Origin of the sequence: Vibrio sp. 1557 (assembly GCF_033340175.1) — a bacterium.
GTDB classification, from domain to species: Bacteria; Pseudomonadota; Gammaproteobacteria; order Enterobacterales; family Vibrionaceae; genus Vibrio; species Vibrio alginolyticus.
On record NZ_JAWOVZ010000029.1, the window covers coordinates 1 to 18,753 of the forward strand.

The 18,753-nt window shown below is 45.6% G+C and carries 18 protein-coding genes; 16 read left to right on the top strand and 2 right to left on the bottom strand.

The annotated features are described in order from the left end of the window. The coding region (locus R7070_RS21855; protein WP_206949545.1) for a hypothetical protein at window positions 1–195 on the top strand (195 nt) is incomplete at its 5' end. 13 nt (window positions 196–208) lie between these two features. Here the strand turns inward: R7070_RS21855 and R7070_RS21860 are convergent. Then, on the bottom strand, window positions 209–1,387 hold the full coding sequence (locus tag R7070_RS21860; protein WP_256900432.1) for a 2-octaprenyl-3-methyl-6-methoxy-1,4-benzoquinol hydroxylase: 1,179 nt from the start codon (window positions 1,385–1,387) through the stop codon (window positions 209–211). Between the two features lie 257 nt (window positions 1,388–1,644). Between R7070_RS21860 and miaB the strand changes: the two genes are divergently transcribed. From miaB to lnt, 5 genes are all read left to right on the top strand, one after another. Continuing rightward, the gene (gene miaB / locus R7070_RS21865; protein WP_005373038.1) at window positions 1,645–3,069 is read left to right on the top strand and encodes a tRNA (N6-isopentenyl adenosine(37)-C2)-methylthiotransferase MiaB; all 1,425 of its coding nucleotides are present in this window, start codon (window positions 1,645–1,647) and stop codon (window positions 3,067–3,069) included. Window positions 3,070–3,142: 73 nt separating this feature from the next. Next, a complete protein-coding gene (locus R7070_RS21870; RefSeq protein ID WP_005373033.1) occupies window positions 3,143–4,240 on the top strand; it encodes a PhoH family protein in 1,098 nt (365 codons plus the stop codon). 2 nt (window positions 4,241–4,242) lie between these two features. Next, window positions 4,243–4,707 (top strand): rRNA maturation RNase YbeY, encoded by a 465-nt coding sequence (gene ybeY / locus R7070_RS21875; RefSeq protein ID WP_005373030.1) that lies wholly within the window; start codon window positions 4,243–4,245, stop codon window positions 4,705–4,707. 105 nt (window positions 4,708–4,812) lie between these two features. After that, window positions 4,813–5,712 (top strand): CNNM family magnesium/cobalt transport protein CorC, encoded by a 900-nt coding sequence (corC, locus tag R7070_RS21880; RefSeq protein WP_005384118.1) that lies wholly within the window; start codon window positions 4,813–4,815, stop codon window positions 5,710–5,712. Between the two features lie 32 nt (window positions 5,713–5,744). Beyond that, complete coding sequence (gene lnt, locus R7070_RS21885) at window positions 5,745–7,262, top strand: apolipoprotein N-acyltransferase (protein ID WP_005384119.1); 1,518 nt, start codon at window positions 5,745–5,747, stop codon at window positions 7,260–7,262. Window positions 7,263–7,346: 84 nt separating this feature from the next. On the opposite strand, the gene R7070_RS21890 is transcribed toward lnt, so the two are convergent. Next, window positions 7,347–7,817, bottom strand: a complete 471-nt coding sequence (locus R7070_RS21890) for a zinc ribbon-containing protein (RefSeq protein WP_005384120.1) — start codon at window positions 7,815–7,817, stop codon at window positions 7,347–7,349. Between the two features lie 153 nt (window positions 7,818–7,970). Between R7070_RS21890 and leuS the strand changes: the two genes are divergently transcribed. From leuS to ybeD, 10 genes are all read left to right on the top strand, one after another. Continuing rightward, complete coding sequence (gene leuS / locus R7070_RS21895) at window positions 7,971–10,544, top strand: leucine--tRNA ligase (RefSeq protein ID WP_005384121.1); 2,574 nt, start codon at window positions 7,971–7,973, stop codon at window positions 10,542–10,544. A gap of 152 nt (window positions 10,545–10,696) precedes the next feature. Then, window positions 10,697–11,236, top strand: coding sequence for an LPS assembly lipoprotein LptE (lptE, locus tag R7070_RS21900; protein ID WP_005384122.1), 540 nt, complete (start codon window positions 10,697–10,699; stop codon window positions 11,234–11,236). A gap of 5 nt (window positions 11,237–11,241) precedes the next feature. Next, window positions 11,242–12,261 carry a DNA polymerase III subunit delta gene (gene holA / locus R7070_RS21905; protein ID WP_005384123.1) on the top strand — a complete coding sequence of 340 codons (1,020 nt, stop codon included), beginning with the start codon at window positions 11,242–11,244 and terminating at the stop codon, window positions 12,259–12,261. A gap of 88 nt (window positions 12,262–12,349) precedes the next feature. Beyond that, window positions 12,350–12,667, top strand: a complete 318-nt coding sequence (rsfS, locus tag R7070_RS21910; RefSeq protein ID WP_005373015.1) for a ribosome silencing factor — start codon at window positions 12,350–12,352, stop codon at window positions 12,665–12,667. A gap of 4 nt (window positions 12,668–12,671) precedes the next feature. Further along, window positions 12,672–13,142: a 23S rRNA (pseudouridine(1915)-N(3))-methyltransferase RlmH gene (gene rlmH, locus R7070_RS21915; protein WP_017821762.1), complete on the top strand. Its 471-nt coding sequence runs from the start codon at window positions 12,672–12,674 to the stop codon at window positions 13,140–13,142. 29 nt (window positions 13,143–13,171) lie between these two features. Next, complete coding sequence (gene mrdA / locus R7070_RS21920) at window positions 13,172–15,088, top strand: penicillin-binding protein 2 (protein WP_005384126.1); 1,917 nt, start codon at window positions 13,172–13,174, stop codon at window positions 15,086–15,088. Then, a complete protein-coding gene (rodA, locus tag R7070_RS21925; RefSeq protein WP_005384128.1) occupies window positions 15,088–16,209 on the top strand; it encodes a rod shape-determining protein RodA in 1,122 nt (373 codons plus the stop codon). Before mrdA ends, rodA begins: the two co-directional genes overlap by 1 nt. A 2-nt stretch (window positions 16,210–16,211) precedes the next feature. Then, window positions 16,212–17,015: a septal ring lytic transglycosylase RlpA family protein gene (locus R7070_RS21930; RefSeq protein ID WP_005384131.1), complete on the top strand. Its 804-nt coding sequence runs from the start codon at window positions 16,212–16,214 to the stop codon at window positions 17,013–17,015. Window positions 17,016–17,106: 91 nt separating this feature from the next. Beyond that, window positions 17,107–18,285: a serine hydrolase gene (locus tag R7070_RS21935; protein WP_005384132.1), complete on the top strand. Its 1,179-nt coding sequence runs from the start codon at window positions 17,107–17,109 to the stop codon at window positions 18,283–18,285. A gap of 139 nt (window positions 18,286–18,424) precedes the next feature. Beyond that, on the top strand, window positions 18,425–18,703 hold the full coding sequence (gene ybeD / locus R7070_RS21940; RefSeq protein ID WP_005384135.1) for a DUF493 family protein YbeD: 279 nt from the start codon (window positions 18,425–18,427) through the stop codon (window positions 18,701–18,703). Window positions 18,704–18,753: the final 50 nt, after the last annotated feature.

Consider the following 18,753-nt stretch of genomic DNA (forward strand, 5'->3'; position numbering starts at 1 on the left):
GAATTGGTAGACGCACCAGATTTAGGTTCTGGCGCCGCAAGGTGTGAGAGTTCAAGTCTCTCCTTCCGCACCATTATCGGAAAACCCAGCATGACTTTGCTGGGTTTTTTCTTTTTTTGGTTCTGGACTCGGGAAATCATTAGATTTGCCGAATTAAAAAAGCGAGCTCATGGCTCGCTTTTTTTCTATCTGTGATTTGAGTAGCTTACTACATACCTAACGCGTATTTCAGTACTTGAGCCTTAATTGGCCCTGAGTTTTCAGCAAGCTTCAATGCAGCATTACGTACGAACTTCAATGGCCCAAGATCGTTGCTAAAACCTTTATAGAAAAAGTCCATGCCCGTCTGCATGAGTAAGTTGTCAGGTCGACGTGCGCGTTCGTATTTCGCGAGTAAGGTATCTTCCAGCTTTTCTTGGTGTTCTGTTACCGAAAGGAGAACGTCTACATCTTTGAAGCCTAAGTTTACCCCTTGCCCTGCAAGCGGGTTGATCGTATGAGCAGAGTCACCCACTAACACGCAATTTTTGCTTGAGTAGCTTTGCGCATGACGACGAGTGAGTGGGAATGAGCCAAACTGTAAAACTTCAATATCGCCTAATTCAGCAGGGAAATGACGTAAAATTTCTTCCCTTAGTTGAGGTTTACCCATCGCACACAGTTGTTTAATACGTTTAGGCGAGTCATACCAAACCAAAGAACCTTGGCCTACTACTTGACCATCGTCGTTACTCAAAGAGCACAGAGGTAAAAATGAACGTGGGCCTGAAGGTGTAAATTGTTGCCAAGTAATATCTTGCTGAGGCAATTCTGTTTTCACGTTAATCAACATGCAGTGTTGTCGGTAATCCCACGCAGTTACACCAATTCCAGCCAATTGACGAACTTTAGAGTTTGCACCATCAGCACCAATCACCCAGTTAGCTTCAAACTGCTCCCCACTTTCTAGTGTCACAAGGTTTACATCTGCAAACTCAATGTCTTTTAATCGCTCGGGACACATCACGGTTAGATTGTCATACTGAGAGAAGACTTGCCAAAGACCTAATTGGATTAGGCGGTTTTCAACGATATAACCTAGTTGCTCCAATGACAGTTCATCAGAGTGAAAACGAGTACGGCACTCTGGGTGCTCCCAAGTTTCTAACCGCCGATAAGGACAAACTCGCATGCTCTTGATCTCTGACCATGCTCCGAGTGAATCAAGTAACTCCACCGACTGGTGCGAGATTGCAGATACACGAATATCCATCGCCTGAGCGGCATCAAAAACTTTAGGTTTTGTACCTTCAACCAAGACAACGCTTCTGCCCTGCTTGGCAAATCCAACAGCGACGGCTGCCCCGACCATACCGCCACCGATCACGGCGATGTCATACTTGTTCATTTTTCACTCTTCATCGTGCTGATTAATTGGCGTTTTTTATTGTACTTTCCATGGCTATTTTTACAAAATTGTTTAACAAAAAACCTTGTTCTGCATAGGGCGAAAAACTAGATTTCATCAGGCTTTGCAGAGAATTAGCTAGATCACTAGTCAGGTGCTTTTTAAAGCAGTACAATACGCCGCTTACCGCCGTGATGGCGGCTATAATTTGAGCAATAGCTCTCCGATTTAAGTACAACTGAACGAGCGAAAGTGAGATGAGTAAGAAACTGCTAATTAAAACCTGGGGCTGCCAGATGAACGAATACGATTCATCAAAAATGGCCGACCTGCTTAATGCTGCAAACGGCTACGAGCTGACGGAAGAGCCAGAGGAAGCAGACGTACTTCTACTTAACACCTGTTCGATCCGTGAAAAAGCGCAAGAGAAAGTTTTCCACCAGCTAGGCCGCTGGAAAACACTAAAAGATAAAAAACCTGGCGTAGTTATCGGTGTAGGTGGTTGTGTAGCAACGCAAGAAGGTGACCATATTCGTGAACGTGCACCATACGTTGACGTTATTTTTGGCCCACAAACTTTGCACCGCCTACCTGAGATGATCAAACAATCTCAGTCCGATGATGCACCAGTTATGGACATTTCGTTCCCAGAGATCGAAAAATTCGACCGCCTACCTGAACCTCGCGCTGAAGGTGCGACAGCATTCGTTTCTATTATGGAAGGCTGCTCTAAGTACTGTACTTACTGTGTCGTACCGTACACTCGTGGTGAAGAAGTAAGCCGTCCAATGGATGACGTACTGTTCGAAATCGCCCAACTTGCTGAACAAGGCGTACGTGAAGTAAACCTTCTGGGTCAAAACGTAAACGCGTACCGTGGTCCTATGCACGATGGTGAGATCTGTTCATTTGCAGAACTGCTTCGTTTGGTTGCGTCTATCGATGGTATCGACCGTATTCGTTTCACGACGAGCCACCCGTTAGAATTCACAGACGACATCATCGCAGTATACGAAGATACGCCAGAACTTGTGAGCTTCCTGCACTTACCTGTGCAAAGTGGTAGTGACCGTATCCTAACGATGATGAAACGCCCTCACACCGCTATCGAATACAAATCGATCATCCGTAAACTGCGTAAAGCTCGTCCTGATATTCAAATCAGTTCAGACTTTATTGTTGGTTTCCCTGGTGAGACAGACAAAGACTTCCAAGACACCATGAAGCTAATCAAAGATGTAGACTTTGACATGAGCTTCAGCTTTATTTTCTCTCCACGTCCAGGCACGCCAGCAGCGGATTACCCTTGTGATGTGTCAGAACAAGTGAAGAAAGAGCGCCTTTACGAACTACAGCAAACTATCAATGCTCAAGCGATGCGTTACTCTCGCTTAATGCTTGGCACAGAACAACGTGTTCTAGTTGAAGGTCCTTCGAAGAAAAACCTAATGGAACTACGCGCTCGTACAGAAAACAACCGTGTAGTAAACTTTGAAGGTAGTGCAGACCTAATTGGTCAGTTCGTTGATGTGAAGATCGTAGACGTATTTGCAAACTCACTGCGTGGTGAGCTAGTACGTACTGAAAAAGACATGGATCTTCGTAGTGTGATTTCCCCAACGCAGATGATGGCGAAAACACGTCGCGAAGATGAGCTGGGTGTAGCTACTTTTACGCCGTAAGCTCGTATAAATAGCCATAGAGAGCCTGGTCGTTATCAGGCTCTCACTAAGTGGCAAAAAATGAGAGGCAACATTGAGCAATAAAATCGTAACTCTAGAAATTAACCTAGAACCTTCAGACAACCGCCGACTAGCTAGCCTGTGCGGTCCATTCGATGACAACATCAAGCATTTAGAACGTCGTCTAGGCGTTGAAATTAACCACCGTAGTGACCACTTTACGATTGTCGGTAAACCTCATACCGCATCAGCTGCGCTGGATATCCTGAAAACTCTATATGTTGATACCGCACCTGTACGAGGTGAGATCCCAGATATTGAGCCTGAGCAAATCCATCTAGCGATCAAAGAGTCTGGTGTTCTTGAGCAGAATACTGAGTCTAATATCGAGCACGGTAAAGAAGTCTTCGTCAAAACCAAGAAAGGTGTGATCAAACCACGTACGCCAAACCAAGCGCAGTACTTGGTTAACATGGTCACGCATGATATTTCTTTTGGTATTGGCCCGGCTGGTACAGGTAAAACCTACCTTGCTGTAGCAGCAGCTGTTGACGCACTAGAGCGCCAAGAGATCCGCCGTATTCTACTTACTCGTCCAGCGGTTGAAGCTGGTGAGAAATTGGGCTTCCTACCTGGTGATTTAAGCCAGAAAGTCGACCCATACCTACGTCCGCTATACGACGCCCTATTTGAAATGCTGGGCTTTGAGCGCGTAGAGAAGCTGATTGAACGTAACGTGATTGAGGTTGCCCCTCTTGCTTACATGCGTGGTCGTACTCTAAACGACGCCTTTATCATTCTTGATGAGAGTCAGAACACCACAGTTGAACAGATGAAGATGTTCCTAACGCGTATTGGTTTTAACTCTCGCGCGGTTATCACTGGTGATGTCACGCAGATTGACTTACCTCGTGGTGCGAAATCGGGTCTTCGTCATGCTATTGAAGTACTAAGCGAAGTTGACGACATCAGCTTTAACTTCTTCTTAGCCGACGACGTTGTACGTCACCCTGTGGTTGCTCGTATCGTTAACGCGTACGAGAAGTGGGAAGCACAAGACCAGAAAGAGCGTAAAGAGTTCGAGAAACGCCGTCGTGAAGAACGCGATGCGAAGTTACTAGAAGCAGCAAAAGCCGAACTGAATGCACAAGTTGCTTCAACTAAGGAATAATCATGGCGATTGAACTTGATCTGCAACTGGCAGTCGAAAATGAAGAAGGTCTGCCTTCGCAGCAAGATTTCCAATTGTGGCTAGATAAGACAATTCCTCTCTTCCAGCCACAAGCCGAAGTCACCATTCGTATTGTTGATGAACAAGAAAGTCATACGCTCAACCATGAGTATCGCGGCAAAGATAAACCAACTAATGTGTTGTCGTTTCCATTTGAAGCACCTCCTGGTATGGAAATAGATTTACTTGGTGATTTGATTATTTGCCGCCAAGTTGTTGAAAAAGAGGCGGTTGAACAGAGCAAGCCTCTGCTAGCACATTGGGCGCATATGGTTGTACATGGCAGCTTGCATCTGCTAGGTTATGATCATATAGAGGATGACGAAGCCGAAGAGATGGAGTCCCTCGAAACCGAAATCATGCAAGGTATGGGTTATGAAGATCCTTACATTGCTGAAAAAGAGTAGCTATTGGCCACTCGACAGGGAAAGGCGAACCACCTAAATGACTCTCGTGTTCGCCTCTCTATGTGTGCTATCACACTTCTGATAGCGTTACTTAATTGAGAAACAATGAACGAAGATAATTCTCCCTCTTCTAACGAAGATAAGAAAGAAAAGGCAGAAGGTCCGAGTAGAAAGTCCTTCTTTGAACGTCTAGGTCAACTATTTCAGGGCGAACCAAAAGATCGCCAAGAGCTTGTGGATGTTATCCGCGACTCTGAAGTTAACGACCTGATTGACCATGACACTCGCGATATGCTCGAAGGTGTTATGGAAATCTCCGAAATGCGTGTGCGTGACATTATGATCCCGCGTTCGCAAATGGTTACCGTTGAGCGTACTCACGACCTTGATACCTTGGTTGCTTTGATTACCGATGCTCAACACTCTCGCTACCCTGTGATCAGCGAAGATAAAGACCATGTGGAAGGCATACTTCTAGCGAAGGACTTACTTAAATACTTAGGCTCAGGCAGTAATCCATTTGATATCGAAGAAGTCATTCGACCAGCGGTTGTAGTACCGGAAAGTAAACGCGTTGATCGACTGCTGAAAGAATTCCGTGAAGAACGTTATCATATGGCCATTGTTGTCGATGAATTCGGTGGTGTTTCTGGTCTTGTGACCATTGAAGATATCCTTGAGGAAATCGTCGGGGATATTGAAGATGAATTCGATGAAAGTGAAGAGACGGACATTCGTAAGCTGAGCAAGCATACGTTTGCTGTCAGAGCGCTGACAACCATCGAAGAGTTTAATGAGACATTCGGAACCAACTTCAGCGATGAGGAAGTTGATACCGTTGGTGGTATGGTCATGACTGCCTTTGGTCACTTACCTTCTCGTGGTGAACTGGTTGAAATTGAAGGCTACAACTTCAAAGTCACCGCTGCCGATAACCGTCGTGTCATTCAACTCCAAGTGACGATCCCAGACGAAGAAACCCTGGTTGAAGCCACTCAAGAGTAACGCGATACCCATTGGGAATCTCAGAAATTACAATGATGAATGAACTCTTTCATCGCCTTAAGCGGCCCTTAGTGGCCGCTTTTGTTGGCGCCTCTACTACACTCGCTTTCGCTCCTTACCAGCTGTGGCCTATTGCCATTCTTAGCCCTGCAATTCTACTGATTCTTCTTGCTAACCAAACTCCGAAACGCGCACTATGGATTGGTTATGCTTGGGGGTTAGGTCAATTTGCAACTGGCGTTAGCTGGGTTTACGTCAGTATCTCCGGTTTTGGCGGTATGCCGCTCATTGCCAATTTATTTTTAATGGGCTTACTTGTTGCCTACTTGGCTGTTTATTCAGGCTTATTTGCTTGGCTCAACAACAAGCTGTTTCCTCAATTTACGCTCACAAAAGCACTTCTCGCTGCACCTGCTTTATGGCTGATAAGTGATTGGTTGCGTGGTTGGGTGATGACCGGCTTCCCTTGGTTATGGCTAGGCTATAGCCAGATAGATGCTCCACTCGCAAGCTTTGCACCAATTGGCGGCGTAGAACTGCTTACTCTATTTATCCTTATCAGCGCAGGGGCGTTAGCCTATGCATGGATTCATAAGCAGTGGCTGATGGTGATTATCCCTGCAGTATTACTCAGTACTGGCTTTGGGATTCGCAACTACGATTGGGTAACACCCCGACCAGAAGACACGACTAAGCTCGCACTGATTCAAGGTAACGTAGACCAAAACCTAAAGTGGCTACCAAGTCAACGCTGGCCAACCATCATGAAATATGCTGACTTAACTCGTGAAAACTGGGACGCTGACATTATCGTTTGGCCAGAAGCAGCAATTCCCGCTTTTGAAATTGAAGTGCCTTCATTTTTGAGCAATATCGACAGCGCTGCAAAAATGAATAACAGCGCAATCATCACCGGTGTCGTCAACCAAGCTGAAGATCGACAGTTCTACAACAGTATTCTGTCCCTCGGCATCACACCATACGGTGACTACAGCTTCGATTTAAGCGAACGTTACCATAAGCATCACCTACTACCGTTTGGTGAGTTTGTACCATTTGAAGATATTTTGCGCCCATTAGCGCCATTCTTTAACCTACCGATGTCATCGTTTAGCCGTGGGGCTTTTGTGCAGCCAAACATCGTTGCGAATGGCATGCACATGGCACCAGCGCTTTGCTATGAGATCATCTTTAATGAGCAAGTGCGTCAAAATGTGACTGACGAAACAGACTTCATTCTAACGCTTTCAAACGATGCATGGTTTGGTCACTCTATCGGCCCTCTTCAGCATATGGAGATCGCCCGTATGCGTGCCTTAGAGTTGGGCAAACCGCTCATCCGCTCGACTAACAATGGATTAACAGCGGTAACCGATCACAAGGGTAAAATCGTTGAGCAAGTTCCGCAGTTTGAAACTGCAGTACTGCGCGCAGAGCTCACCCCAACCGATGGGAAAACGCCATATCGAATCGTTGGTACTTGGCCATTGTATATTTGGGTAGGGTTAAGTTTAGCGCTGGCTTTCGGTTTAAGAAGAAAACAGAGCTGATAACAGCTTGAAAGTAGAAAAGACAAAAAAGAGGCGACTAAGCCTCTTTTTTATTCATTGCATTATACAGTCGTTACTCGCCATTTATGGCTTTAATGACTGACGAGTAAAGCCTTTGTGACTACACTTAATACACGGAATGATTACTGTTGGGTGGTTATACGTTGTCTTGTGACCACACTCATCACAGACTAAAGTGCCTAAGCCTATCACCTCTCCTGCTTCATATAGCCCTTGATGCTCTAAGTCATCGAACAACTCAACCCACTCAACTTTAGTTCGGTCTGTAATCTCTAACAGCCCTTGCCATATCGAATCCGCAATCGTTAAGTAAAACGGACCGCTTTTGCTATCCTCGTAACTCTCTGAAAACTCTTTTAAGTCTGCTTTAAGGTACGCTTTGATTAAAGCCAATTCATCTTTGGTCAAGTCATTAGCAGCATCCACCACTTTGCCCGACGTCTCAATCGCTTTGTTAACTTCTTCCGGACTGTGCTTCAAGGTTTCAATCACATCCTCGAGCATTTCCTCATAACCTGTTTTACGTTTAGGCATAACTGACCTCCATCTTTCTCCTACCTGCGTCACTTAAGGGCGCATGGGTACAGATTGGCTATTGTTGTGATCCCTAGCTTTAGGTATTCTATGACGATCTATTTAAGTCTGTTCTAACCGAACTCACAAATTCCAAGATAACGGATACCATCGATGCAAGAACAATACAACCCACAAGATATTGAACAAAAAGTTCAAAAGCACTGGGATGACAACAAAACCTTTGTTGTAAGTGAAGACCCAAATAAAGAAAAATTCTACTGTCTGTCCATGTTCCCATACCCAAGTGGTCGACTGCACATGGGTCACGTGCGCAACTACACTATCGGTGATGTAGTATCTCGTTTCCAACGCCTACAAGGTAAAAACGTGATGCAACCAATCGGTTGGGACGCATTCGGTCTACCTGCAGAAAACGCAGCAGTAAAAAACAAAACTGCGCCAGCACCTTGGACTTACGAAAACATCGAATACATGAAGAACCAACTTAAGCTTCTAGGCTTTGGTTACGATTGGAACCGTGAATTCGCAACATGTACACCGGAGTACTACCGCTGGGAACAAGAGTTCTTCACTAAACTTTACGAGAAAGGTTTAGTTTACAAAAAGACTTCTTCTGTTAACTGGTGTCCTAACGACCAAACTGTTCTTGCAAACGAGCAGGTTGAAGACGGTTGTTGCTGGCGTTGTGATACGCCTGTAGAGCAAAAAGAAATCCCTCAATGGTTCATCAAAATCACTGAGTACGCTCAAGAGCTACTAGACGACTTAGACAAGCTTGAAGGTTGGCCTGAAATGGTGAAAACCATGCAGCGCAACTGGATTGGTCGTTCTGAAGGTGTTGAACTGAAGTTTGAAGTTAAGGGTCAACAAGACCTAGAAGTTTACACAACACGTCCAGATACGCTAATGGGTGTGACTTACGTGGGTATCGCAGCCGGCCACCCTCTTGCAGCTCTTGCAGCAGAGAACAATCCAGAGCTTGCAGCGTTTATCGACGAATGTAAGAACAACAAGGTTGCAGAAGCTGAGCTAGCGACAATGGAGAAGAAAGGTATGGCAACTGGCCTTACTGCTATTCATCCATTGAACGGCCGCGAAGTACCAGTATACGTAGCAAACTTCGTTCTGATGGACTACGGTACAGGCGCGGTAATGGCTGTACCTGCGCACGACCAACGTGACTACGAGTTCGCAACGAAGTACGGTCTAGACATCGTGCCAGTTATCAAGCCTGCTGATGGCAGCGAGCTAGACATCTCTGAAGCAGCATACACTGAGAAAGGTGTACTGTTCGATTCAGGTGAATTCGATGGCCTAGAATTCCAAGCGGCATTCGACGCAATCGCAGCGAAGCTAGAAGCAGAGGGCAAAGGCACTAAGACTGTAAACTTCCGTCTACGCGACTGGGGTGTATCTCGTCAACGTTACTGGGGCGCACCAATCCCAATGGTAACGACTGAAGACGGTGAAGTTCACCCAGTACCTGCTGACCAACTACCAGTGATTCTTCCAGAAGACGTGGTAATGGACGGCGTCACTAGCCCAATCAAAGCAGACAAAGAGTGGGCGAAGACAACCTTTAACGGCGAACCTGCTCTACGTGAGACAGATACGTTCGATACGTTCATGGAATCTTCTTGGTACTACGCGCGTTACTGTTCACCACAAGCGGACGACATCCTAGACCCAGAAAAAGCAAACTACTGGCTACCAGTAGATCAATACATCGGTGGTATCGAGCACGCTTGTATGCACCTACTGTACTCACGCTTCTTCCACAAACTACTGCGCGATGCGGGTTACGTAACTTCTGACGAACCGTTCAAGCAACTACTGTGTCAAGGCATGGTACTGGCTGATGCGTTCTACTTCGAGAACGAGAAAGGCGGCAAAGAGTGGGTAGCTCCAACAGACGTAGCCGTTGAACGTGATGGTAAAGGCCGCATTACTTCTGCTAAAGACACTGAAGGTCGTGATGTAACGCACTCAGGCATGATCAAGATGTCTAAGTCTAAGAACAACGGTATCGACCCTCAAGAAATGGTAGACAAGTACGGCGCTGACACAGTACGTCTATTCATGATGTTCGCGTCTCCAGCGGACATGACACTTGAATGGCAAGAGTCTGGCGTAGAAGGTGCGAACCGCTTCCTAAAACGTGTTTGGAAACTAGTGAAAGAGCACACAGCGAAAGGTGCAGCAGAAGCAGTAGATACCTCAGCGCTTTCTGGTGATCAAAAAGCACTTCGCCGCGACGTTCACAAGACTATCGCGAAAGTGACGGACGATATCGCTCGTCGTCAAACATTCAACACCGCGATCGCAGCGATCATGGAGCTGATGAACAAACTAGCGAAAGCGCCTCAAGAATCTGCGCAAGATCGTGCAATCCTTGACGAAGCACTGAAAGCTATTGTTGTCATGCTTTACCCTATCACTCCGCATATCTCATACGAGCTATGGGCAGCACTAGGTGAAACAGACATTGATAACGCGGCATGGCCGACGTTTGACGAAAAAGCGCTAGTTGAAGACGAAAAAACTATCGTTGTTCAAGTTAACGGTAAGCTACGTGCGAAGCTAACAGTCCCAGCTGATATCTCTAAAGACGATATCGAACAGCTTGGTCTAAACGACGAAAATGTGGTTAAGTTCACTGATGGCCTGACTATTCGTAAAGTTATTTACGTTCCAGGTAAACTGCTGAACATCGTTGCAAACTAATCGCAGCTGTCAATTTGTCTCTGTTTAGCGAACTTATTTGTTAACCAAGAGTCATTAAACAGGGTAGTTTTCTACCCTGTTTATTTACCTCAAACCATTCACATGAGTGGTTTAAGGTAAATAACCCCTTCAATTTAGGATGAATACAATCAATGCGCTTTTTCTCTTTGATTAAACTACCAGTGGTATTGGTATTAGCGGGGCTTCTTTCTGCCTGTGGTTTTCACCTTCGCGGCGAGTATTCCGTACCGGAAGAGCTGCACACTATGTCTTTCTCCAGCTACGATGAATACAGTGAATTAACTCGCTATGTTCGCTCTCAACTCGAACTGAACAAAGTTGAACTTGTTCAACCATCATCGACGGTACCCAACCTTCATTTGACGGAAGCGACAATCGATGAGCGTACACTATCGCTTTATCAAAATAGCCGTGCAGCAGAAAAAGAGCTGACATACGTAGTAAAATACCGTGTGACAATTCCTGGCTATGGTTCTAAAAACTTTACGACAACAGTAAACCGCAACTACCTAGACAACCCGTTGACCGCACTTGCAAAATCTGTTGAGCGTGACGTAATTGAAGACGAGATGCGCTTGCAAGCTGCAAAACAGATGATGCGCCAGTTGGGCCGTATTCGTGCCGAATATGAAGCAGGACAAATCTCTGAGCCAGCGAACAAAAACTCTTAGTCACTATGCGAATTTATGCCGATAAGCTAACGGATCATTTAACTAAACAAGTTAAACAGGTTTACTTAATCTTTGGTAATGAGCCGTTACTGATTCAAGAAAGCCGCCAAGCAATCCAAAAGGCAGCGTTTCAGCAAGGTTTTGAGGAAAAACACCGTTTTGCGGTGGATGCTAGCATCGACTGGAACCAAGTTTACGACTGTTTCCAAGCGATGAGCCTGTTTTCAAACCGTCAATTGATTGAGCTTGAAATTCCTGAAAGTGGCGTAACAACCGCCGTCAGCAAAGAGCTGCAAACACTGTGTGATATGCTTCATGATGACATCATGCTCGTCATTGTTGGTAGCAAACTGACCAAAGCCCAAGAAAATGCGAAATGGTTCAAAGCATTAAGCTCAAAAGGCGATTGGGTAAGCTGCTTGTCGCCAGACCTTCAACGCCTACCTATGTTCATTCAGACACGTTGCCGCACGTTGGGACTAAAACCCGATCAGCAATCACTGCAAATGTTGGCTCAATGGCATGAAGGTAACCTATTTGCATTGACACAAAGCTTAGAGAAATTGGCCCTACTCTATCCGGATGGTGAGCTGACCATCATACGTTTAGAGGAAGCCCTAAGTCGCCATAATCACTTCACTACCTTTAACTGGATCGACGCCTTACTGGCAGGTAAAGCAAACCGTGCACAACGTATTCTTCGCCAACTTGAGGCGGAAGGGGTTGAGACCGTGATCTTGATTCGAAGTGTACAAAAAGAGTTGAGCCAACTTTTAAATATGCATCAAGACTTAACTCAAATGGGAATGAACCAGGTATTTGAGAAATATCGAGTTTGGCAAAACAAGCGTCCACTCTATAACGCAGCACTGACCCGCTTATCAGCGAGTCGTATTTGTGCATTGCTCTCCTTGTTGGCTCAAGCCGAGATAAAAGCCAAAACTCAGTATGACGAGTCTGTATGGCCAACTATTCATCAGTTGAGCTTAGAAACCTGCTCTCCTGATATTAAGCTGGCAATTTAAAAATCAAAGCGTGATATAGTGCGCGACCTGTTTTGCAAGCAAGAATGTAAAACACTTTAGAGATAAGAGACAAACCGAGGAAAACCGAGTGCTTCGCGAAGAACTGAAAGACTTTTTAGCTGATAAAGCCGACGACATGAAAGCGGAAGACATTATCGTCCTAAATGTGGAAGATAAATCAAGCGTGACAGATTACATGATCATCTGTACTGGTACATCCAAACGCCACGTTTCATCCATCGCTGACCATGTTGCAACAGAAGTGAAAAAAGCCGGTCTTGAGCCACTAGGAATGGAAGGTGAAAACGAAGGTGAATGGGTAGTCCTAGATATGGGCGACGCCATGCTTCACGTGATGCAAGAAGAGCACCGCGAACTCTACCAGCTAGAAAAACTCTGGGGTTAATCTTTTGAAAATTCAACTAATTGCTGTTGGCACAAAAATGCCAAAATGGGTTGAGGAAGGCTTTCAAGAATATCGTCGCCGTTTCCCGCATGATATGCCGTTGGAGTTGATTGAAATCTCTGCTGGTAAGCGTGGTAAGAATGCCGATATCGCTCGCATCCTGCAAAAAGAAGGAGAAGCGATGCTCGCGGCGGTACCAAAAGGCAACCGTATCGTCACGTTAGATATCCCAGGTAAAAAATGGGACACTCCTCAACTCGCTGAGCAGTTAGAAGCTTGGAAATTAGATGGCCGTGATGTATCAATATTAATCGGCGGTCCTGAAGGACTCGCTCCTGCATGCAAAGCTGCAGCAGACCAAAGCTGGTCATTGTCTGCCTTAACGCTACCCCACCCTCTAGTGCGTATCGTAATGGCAGAAAGCTTGTACCGAGCGTGGAGCATCACCGCTAACCACCCTTATCATCGCGAATAATCGTTGTTTAACTTTAGAGCCAAGCGTTAATGATTCGTAAACGACGCAGTCAAATCCGAGATTATCAAGCCGAAGCGCGTCTGTTTGCCAGCCGCGCTATTGTTGCTTTTATCGGCATTGTTGTCTTGATGGGAGCTCTGGTTGCCAACATGTACAACATTCAGGTGAACCAGTTTCAAGACTATCAAACCCGCTCGAACGATAACCGCATCAAAGTGGTGCCTATCGCGCCTAACCGAGGTCTAATTTATGACCGAAATGGCGTTTTACTGGCAGAGAACCGTCCCGTCTTTAACTTAGAACTGACCCCAGAAAAAATTAAAGACATTGATGCAACCATCCAAGAATTACAAACTATTCTGGAAATTACACCAGACCAGATTGAACGTTTCCACCACGAGCGTAAACGGACTCGTCGATTTAAATCGGTCCCACTGCTGACCCAACTGAACGAAAAACAAGTAGCGGTATTCTCCGTCAATCAGTACCGCTTTCCAGGTGTGGAAATAAGTGCGACCTTAAAGCGCTACTACCCTTTCAGCGAAGTCTTAACCCACGTGATTGGTTACGTTTCTCGAATCAATGATCGCGACATGCAGCGCCTGATCCGAGAAGAAAAAGACGCAAACTATCAAGCCACTCGCGACATTGGTAAGCTGGGTATTGAAAAATACTACGAAGACCTCTTACACGGTACAGCCGGATATCAAGAAGTCGAGGTAAACAGCCGCGGCCGAGTAATTCGTACCCTAAAGTACGTTCCACCTGTACCCGGAAAAGACATCGTTTTAAACCTTGATATCAACTTGCAGTTGTACGTACACCAATTATTGGACGGCCGCCGAGGCAGTGCTGTAGTAATCGATCCTAGAGACAACGGCGTACTGGCTATGGTTTCGAGCCCTAGCTACGATCCTAACTCGTTCGTGCACGGAATCTCAGGTAAAGACTATCGCGCCCTTTTGAACGATAAAAACCGTCCTTTGGTCAACCGCACTACACTTGGCATTTACCCTCCTGCGTCTACCATCAAACCATTTATGGCGGTAGCCGCGCTGCAAGAAGGTGTCGTCACACCTAACACCACACGAAATGACCCTGGTTATTGGCGCATACCAAACTCCAACACACGCCCGTTTCGTGACTGGTTGCGTTGGGGGCACGGGCGCGTCGATATCATTAAGTCGATCGAAGAGTCTGTTGATACCTTCTACTATCAAATCGCTTATGACATGGGTATTGACCGTATTTCGAATTGGATGATGATGTTCGGTTTTGGTGATTACACTGGCATTGATATCTACGAAGAAAGTAAGGCGAATATGCCGACTCGTGACTGGAAAATGTCTCGCCATAAAACCCCATGGTATAAAGGTGATACGATCCCTGTAGGTATCGGCCAAGGATATTGGACAGCAACACCAATGCAAATCGCCAAAGCAACCTCCGTATTAGTAAACGAGGGAGAAGTGATCGCACCTCACTTGCTCAAAGCGACGATAGAAAATGGTAACGACTTCGAAGAGCAGCAAACGACAGAATACGTGACTTACCCACCAATCAAGAATGTGCCTAAAAAGTACTGGGATATGGCGAAAGAAGGCATGCGTCGGGTAAACCATGGCACGCGCGGAACAGCTCGTCGCTCATTCTACAAAATGAATTATGAAACAGCGGGTAAATCAGGTACTGCACAGGTCTTCGGTCTGGGTGAAAACGAAGAGTACAACGCCGATGAGATCGCCGAGCACTTACGTGACCATGCGTTATTTACTGGCTTTGCACCATTTGATGATCCTAAAGTGGTCGTCACTGTAGTACTAGAAAATGCCGGTGGTGGTTCTAGTAACGGTGCCCCAGTAGTAAGGAAAATTTTTGACCGAGTCGTTCTTGGTCCAGAAGAAATTGAGCCTGAAAACAATGCGAAGAAAGAGGTAAAACAGTAATGAAGATGGATCCCTCTACAGGTAAAAATCGCGCCCTGTTTGAACGCTTCCATATCGACTTACCACTCCTACTTGGCATACTGGCCCTGATGGGGTTTGGCCTGGTGATCATGTACAGCGCCAGTGGCCAAAGTTTACTGATGATGGATCGCCAAGCCATGCGAATGGTGCTTTCACTCGTTGTGATGCTCGTCCTTGCACAGCTTTCTCCACGAACTTACGAAAGCTTGGCACCTTTGATGTTCGTTGGTGGCGTTATACTGCTTTTCGGCGTGCTGTTTTTCGGTGAAGCATCGAAAGGCGCGCAGCGTTGGCTTAACCTCGGTTTTGTGCGCTTTCAACCGTCAGAGCTATTGAAGCTCGCGGTGCCATTAATGGTAGCTCGCTATGTTGGTAGACAGCCCCTCCCACCAACGCTAAGAACACTCATTGTTGCACTGATTATGGTCTGCTTACCAACCATTCTCATTGCAAAACAGCCTGACTTAGGTACCTCAATCCTGATCGCGGCTTCCGGTATTTTTGTTATCTTCCTCGCCGGCATTAGCTGGAAAATAATTGCTGGTGCTGCGATTGCATTAGGTGGTTTCATTCCAATTCTGTGGTTTTTCTTGATGCGAGAGTATCAAAAAGTGCGAGTTCGTACTCTATTTAACCCGGAGTCTGATCCGCTAGGAGCGGGCTACCACATTATTCAGAGTAAAATTGCGATTGGCTCCGGCGGTATTTCCGGCAAAGGTTGGTTGCAAGGTACGCAGTCACAACTAGAATTTCTTCCTGAACGACACACTGACTTTATCTTTGCAGTAATTGCTGAAGAATGGGGTATGATTGGCTTCCTTTGCCTTTTAGCCATCTATCTATTTATTATTGGACGAGGTTTATATCTCGCCAGCCAAGCGCAAACCGCATTTGGACGAATGATGGCAGGCAGTATTGTACTCAGCTTCTTCGTGTATATTTTTGTAAATATTGGCATGGTAAGTGGCATCCTACCTGTAGTAGGTGTACCGTTGCCACTCATCAGTTATGGCGGCACATCAATGGTAACCTTGATGGCTGGTTTTGGTATTCTGATGTCGATTCATACGCACCGAAAAGCATTCTCTAAGGCGACCTAGACATGCAAAAACGCGCTTTATATTCCTTGGTTTTCTCTGCTCTTATTTTGGCAGGCTGTTCATCAACTAGCCAAAAAGAACAAGAAGGCCGTTACGAACTCGAATCCGATGTTGCACCGGATACACCGCTTTCAGTCGAACACATCGAGGATGCGCATCCTAAATATGAACCGTACAGCCTAGGTGGGAACAAAGATTACCACTTGCGTGGCAAAGACTACAAAATAGTTCGCAATGCGAAAGGCTTTAAAGAAAAAGGCCGCGCATCTTGGTATGGGAAAAAATTCCAAGGTCATTTGACTTCTAATGGCGAAATCTATGACATGTACTCAATGACGGCAGCGCATAAAACGCTACCGTTACCAAGTTACGTAAAAGTTACCAATACTGACAACGGCAAAACCACCGTAGTACGAGTTAATGACCGAGGTCCTTTTCACGATGGTCGTATCATTGATTTAAGCTATGCCGCCGCGCACAAGTTAGATGTCATAAAAACAGGCACCGCGAACGTGGAAATTGAAGTGATCAGTATCAATCAGCCCACGGACAAAAAGTCATTAGAAGCGCACCCTAGGTACGTTATTCAAGTGGCATCATCAAAAAATGAAGAACGCGCGCGAACTTTAGGTACCGAGCTTGGTCAAAAGTTGGATACAGAAACTTTCCTAGAGAGTGCGAAAGAGTCTTATCGCTTGTTGTTAGGGCCATTTACTGACTATTCCCTGACGCAAGCCACATTAGATAAAGTAAAGTTGCTCGGCTATTCGTCTGCATTTATTAAAAAACACAACACTGCCAAATGACCTCGTGTCATGAATTTCTCTTTGATCCCCCTCTTACATAACTAGGGATTCTGATAAGATGTCTGCAGTTAACCCAAAAATTTGAATTACCATGAATAAAAATAAGTTTGTGAAATCTATTCTCGTTTCTTCGGTTGCCCTTTCTGCAACTTTCGCTCAATCTGCTCTTGCATCACCTATCGTTGTTCCAGATGCCCCTCAAATCGCGGCGAAGGGCTACGTGCTGATGGATTACCATTCAGGTAAAGTACTGGCAGAGAAAGAGATGAACACAAAATTGTCTCCAGCTAGTCTGACTAAGATGATGACCAGCTATGTAATCGGCCAAGAGCTAGCGCGTGGTAATATCTCAGAAGATGATGATGTCACCATCAGTAAAAATGCGTGGGCGAAAAACTTCCCTGATTCATCAAAGATGTTCATTGAAGTAGGCACAACAGTTAAAGTACGTGACCTGAACCGAGGTATCATCGTCCAGTCAGGTAACGATGCCTGTGTTGCGATGGCAGAACATATTGCAGGTTCAGAAGATGCATTTGTTGACCTAATGAACGCTTGGGCCAACACATTGGGTATGACTAACTCGCACTTTGCCAACGTTCATGGCTTAGATAACGCAGAATTGTACTCAACACCATACGACATGGCACTGCTAGGTAAAGCACTTATCCGTGACGTACCAAATGAGTACCGAGTGTACTCAGAGAAGAAATTTACTTACAACGGCATCACCCAATACAACCGTAACGGTCTACTTTGGGATAAGAGCATGAACGTTGACGGCATCAAAACGGGTCACACAAGTAATGCGGGTTACAGCCTAGTAAGTTCAGCAACTGAAGGTCAAATGCGCTTGGTTGCGGTCGTTATGGGTACTAAAGATGCCAATGCTCGTAAGTCAGAAAGCAAAAAGCTGCTAAGCTACGGCTTCCGTTTCTTCGAAACAGTGGCACCGCACAAAGCAGGTGAAACGTTCGTAGAAGAAAAAGTGTGGATGGGTAACAAAGACACCGTAGCACTGGGTCTTGACCAAGATACTTACGTAACACTACCGCGTGGTGAAGCGAAAAACTTAAAAGCAAGCTTCGTCCTTGAAAAAGAGCTAGAAGCCCCAATTAATAAAGGTGATGTAGTTGGTAAGCTATACTATCAGATCGATGGTGAAGATATTGCCGAGTACCCACTAATGGCACTAGAAACCGTAGAGCAAGGTAGTCTATTTAGCCGCATGTGGGATTACATCGTATTGTTATTCAAGAGCTTCTTCTAAAAAGAACGTTAGAGTAGCAAACTTATTCGCAAAGCCGCCTGAATGGGCGGCTTTTTAAGTTTGAGCTCCTCGTCTTGAGTTCCCCCTAATTTGACTGTACTATTTCGCACCGCAACGAATATCTACTGGAGTTATCGATATGCTAACCATCAACTCTGATGCAAAATTAAAAGACCTGCTTGAGTTCCCTTGTTCATTTACTTACAAGGTAATGGGTCATGCAAAGCCTGAACTTCCAGAGCTTGTTCTTGAAGTTATTCAGCGCCATGCTCCAGGTGACTACAGCCCGACCGTTAAACCAAGTGCTAAGGGCAACTACCACTCTGTGTCAATCAACATTACTGCAACCTCTATCGAGCAGGTTGAGACACTGTACAAAGAGTTAGGTGAAATTGACATCGTACGCATGGTTCTATAATTTTTTGATAGATTAAATTTTTTTTGAAAGCAGCTTTGGCTGCTTTATTT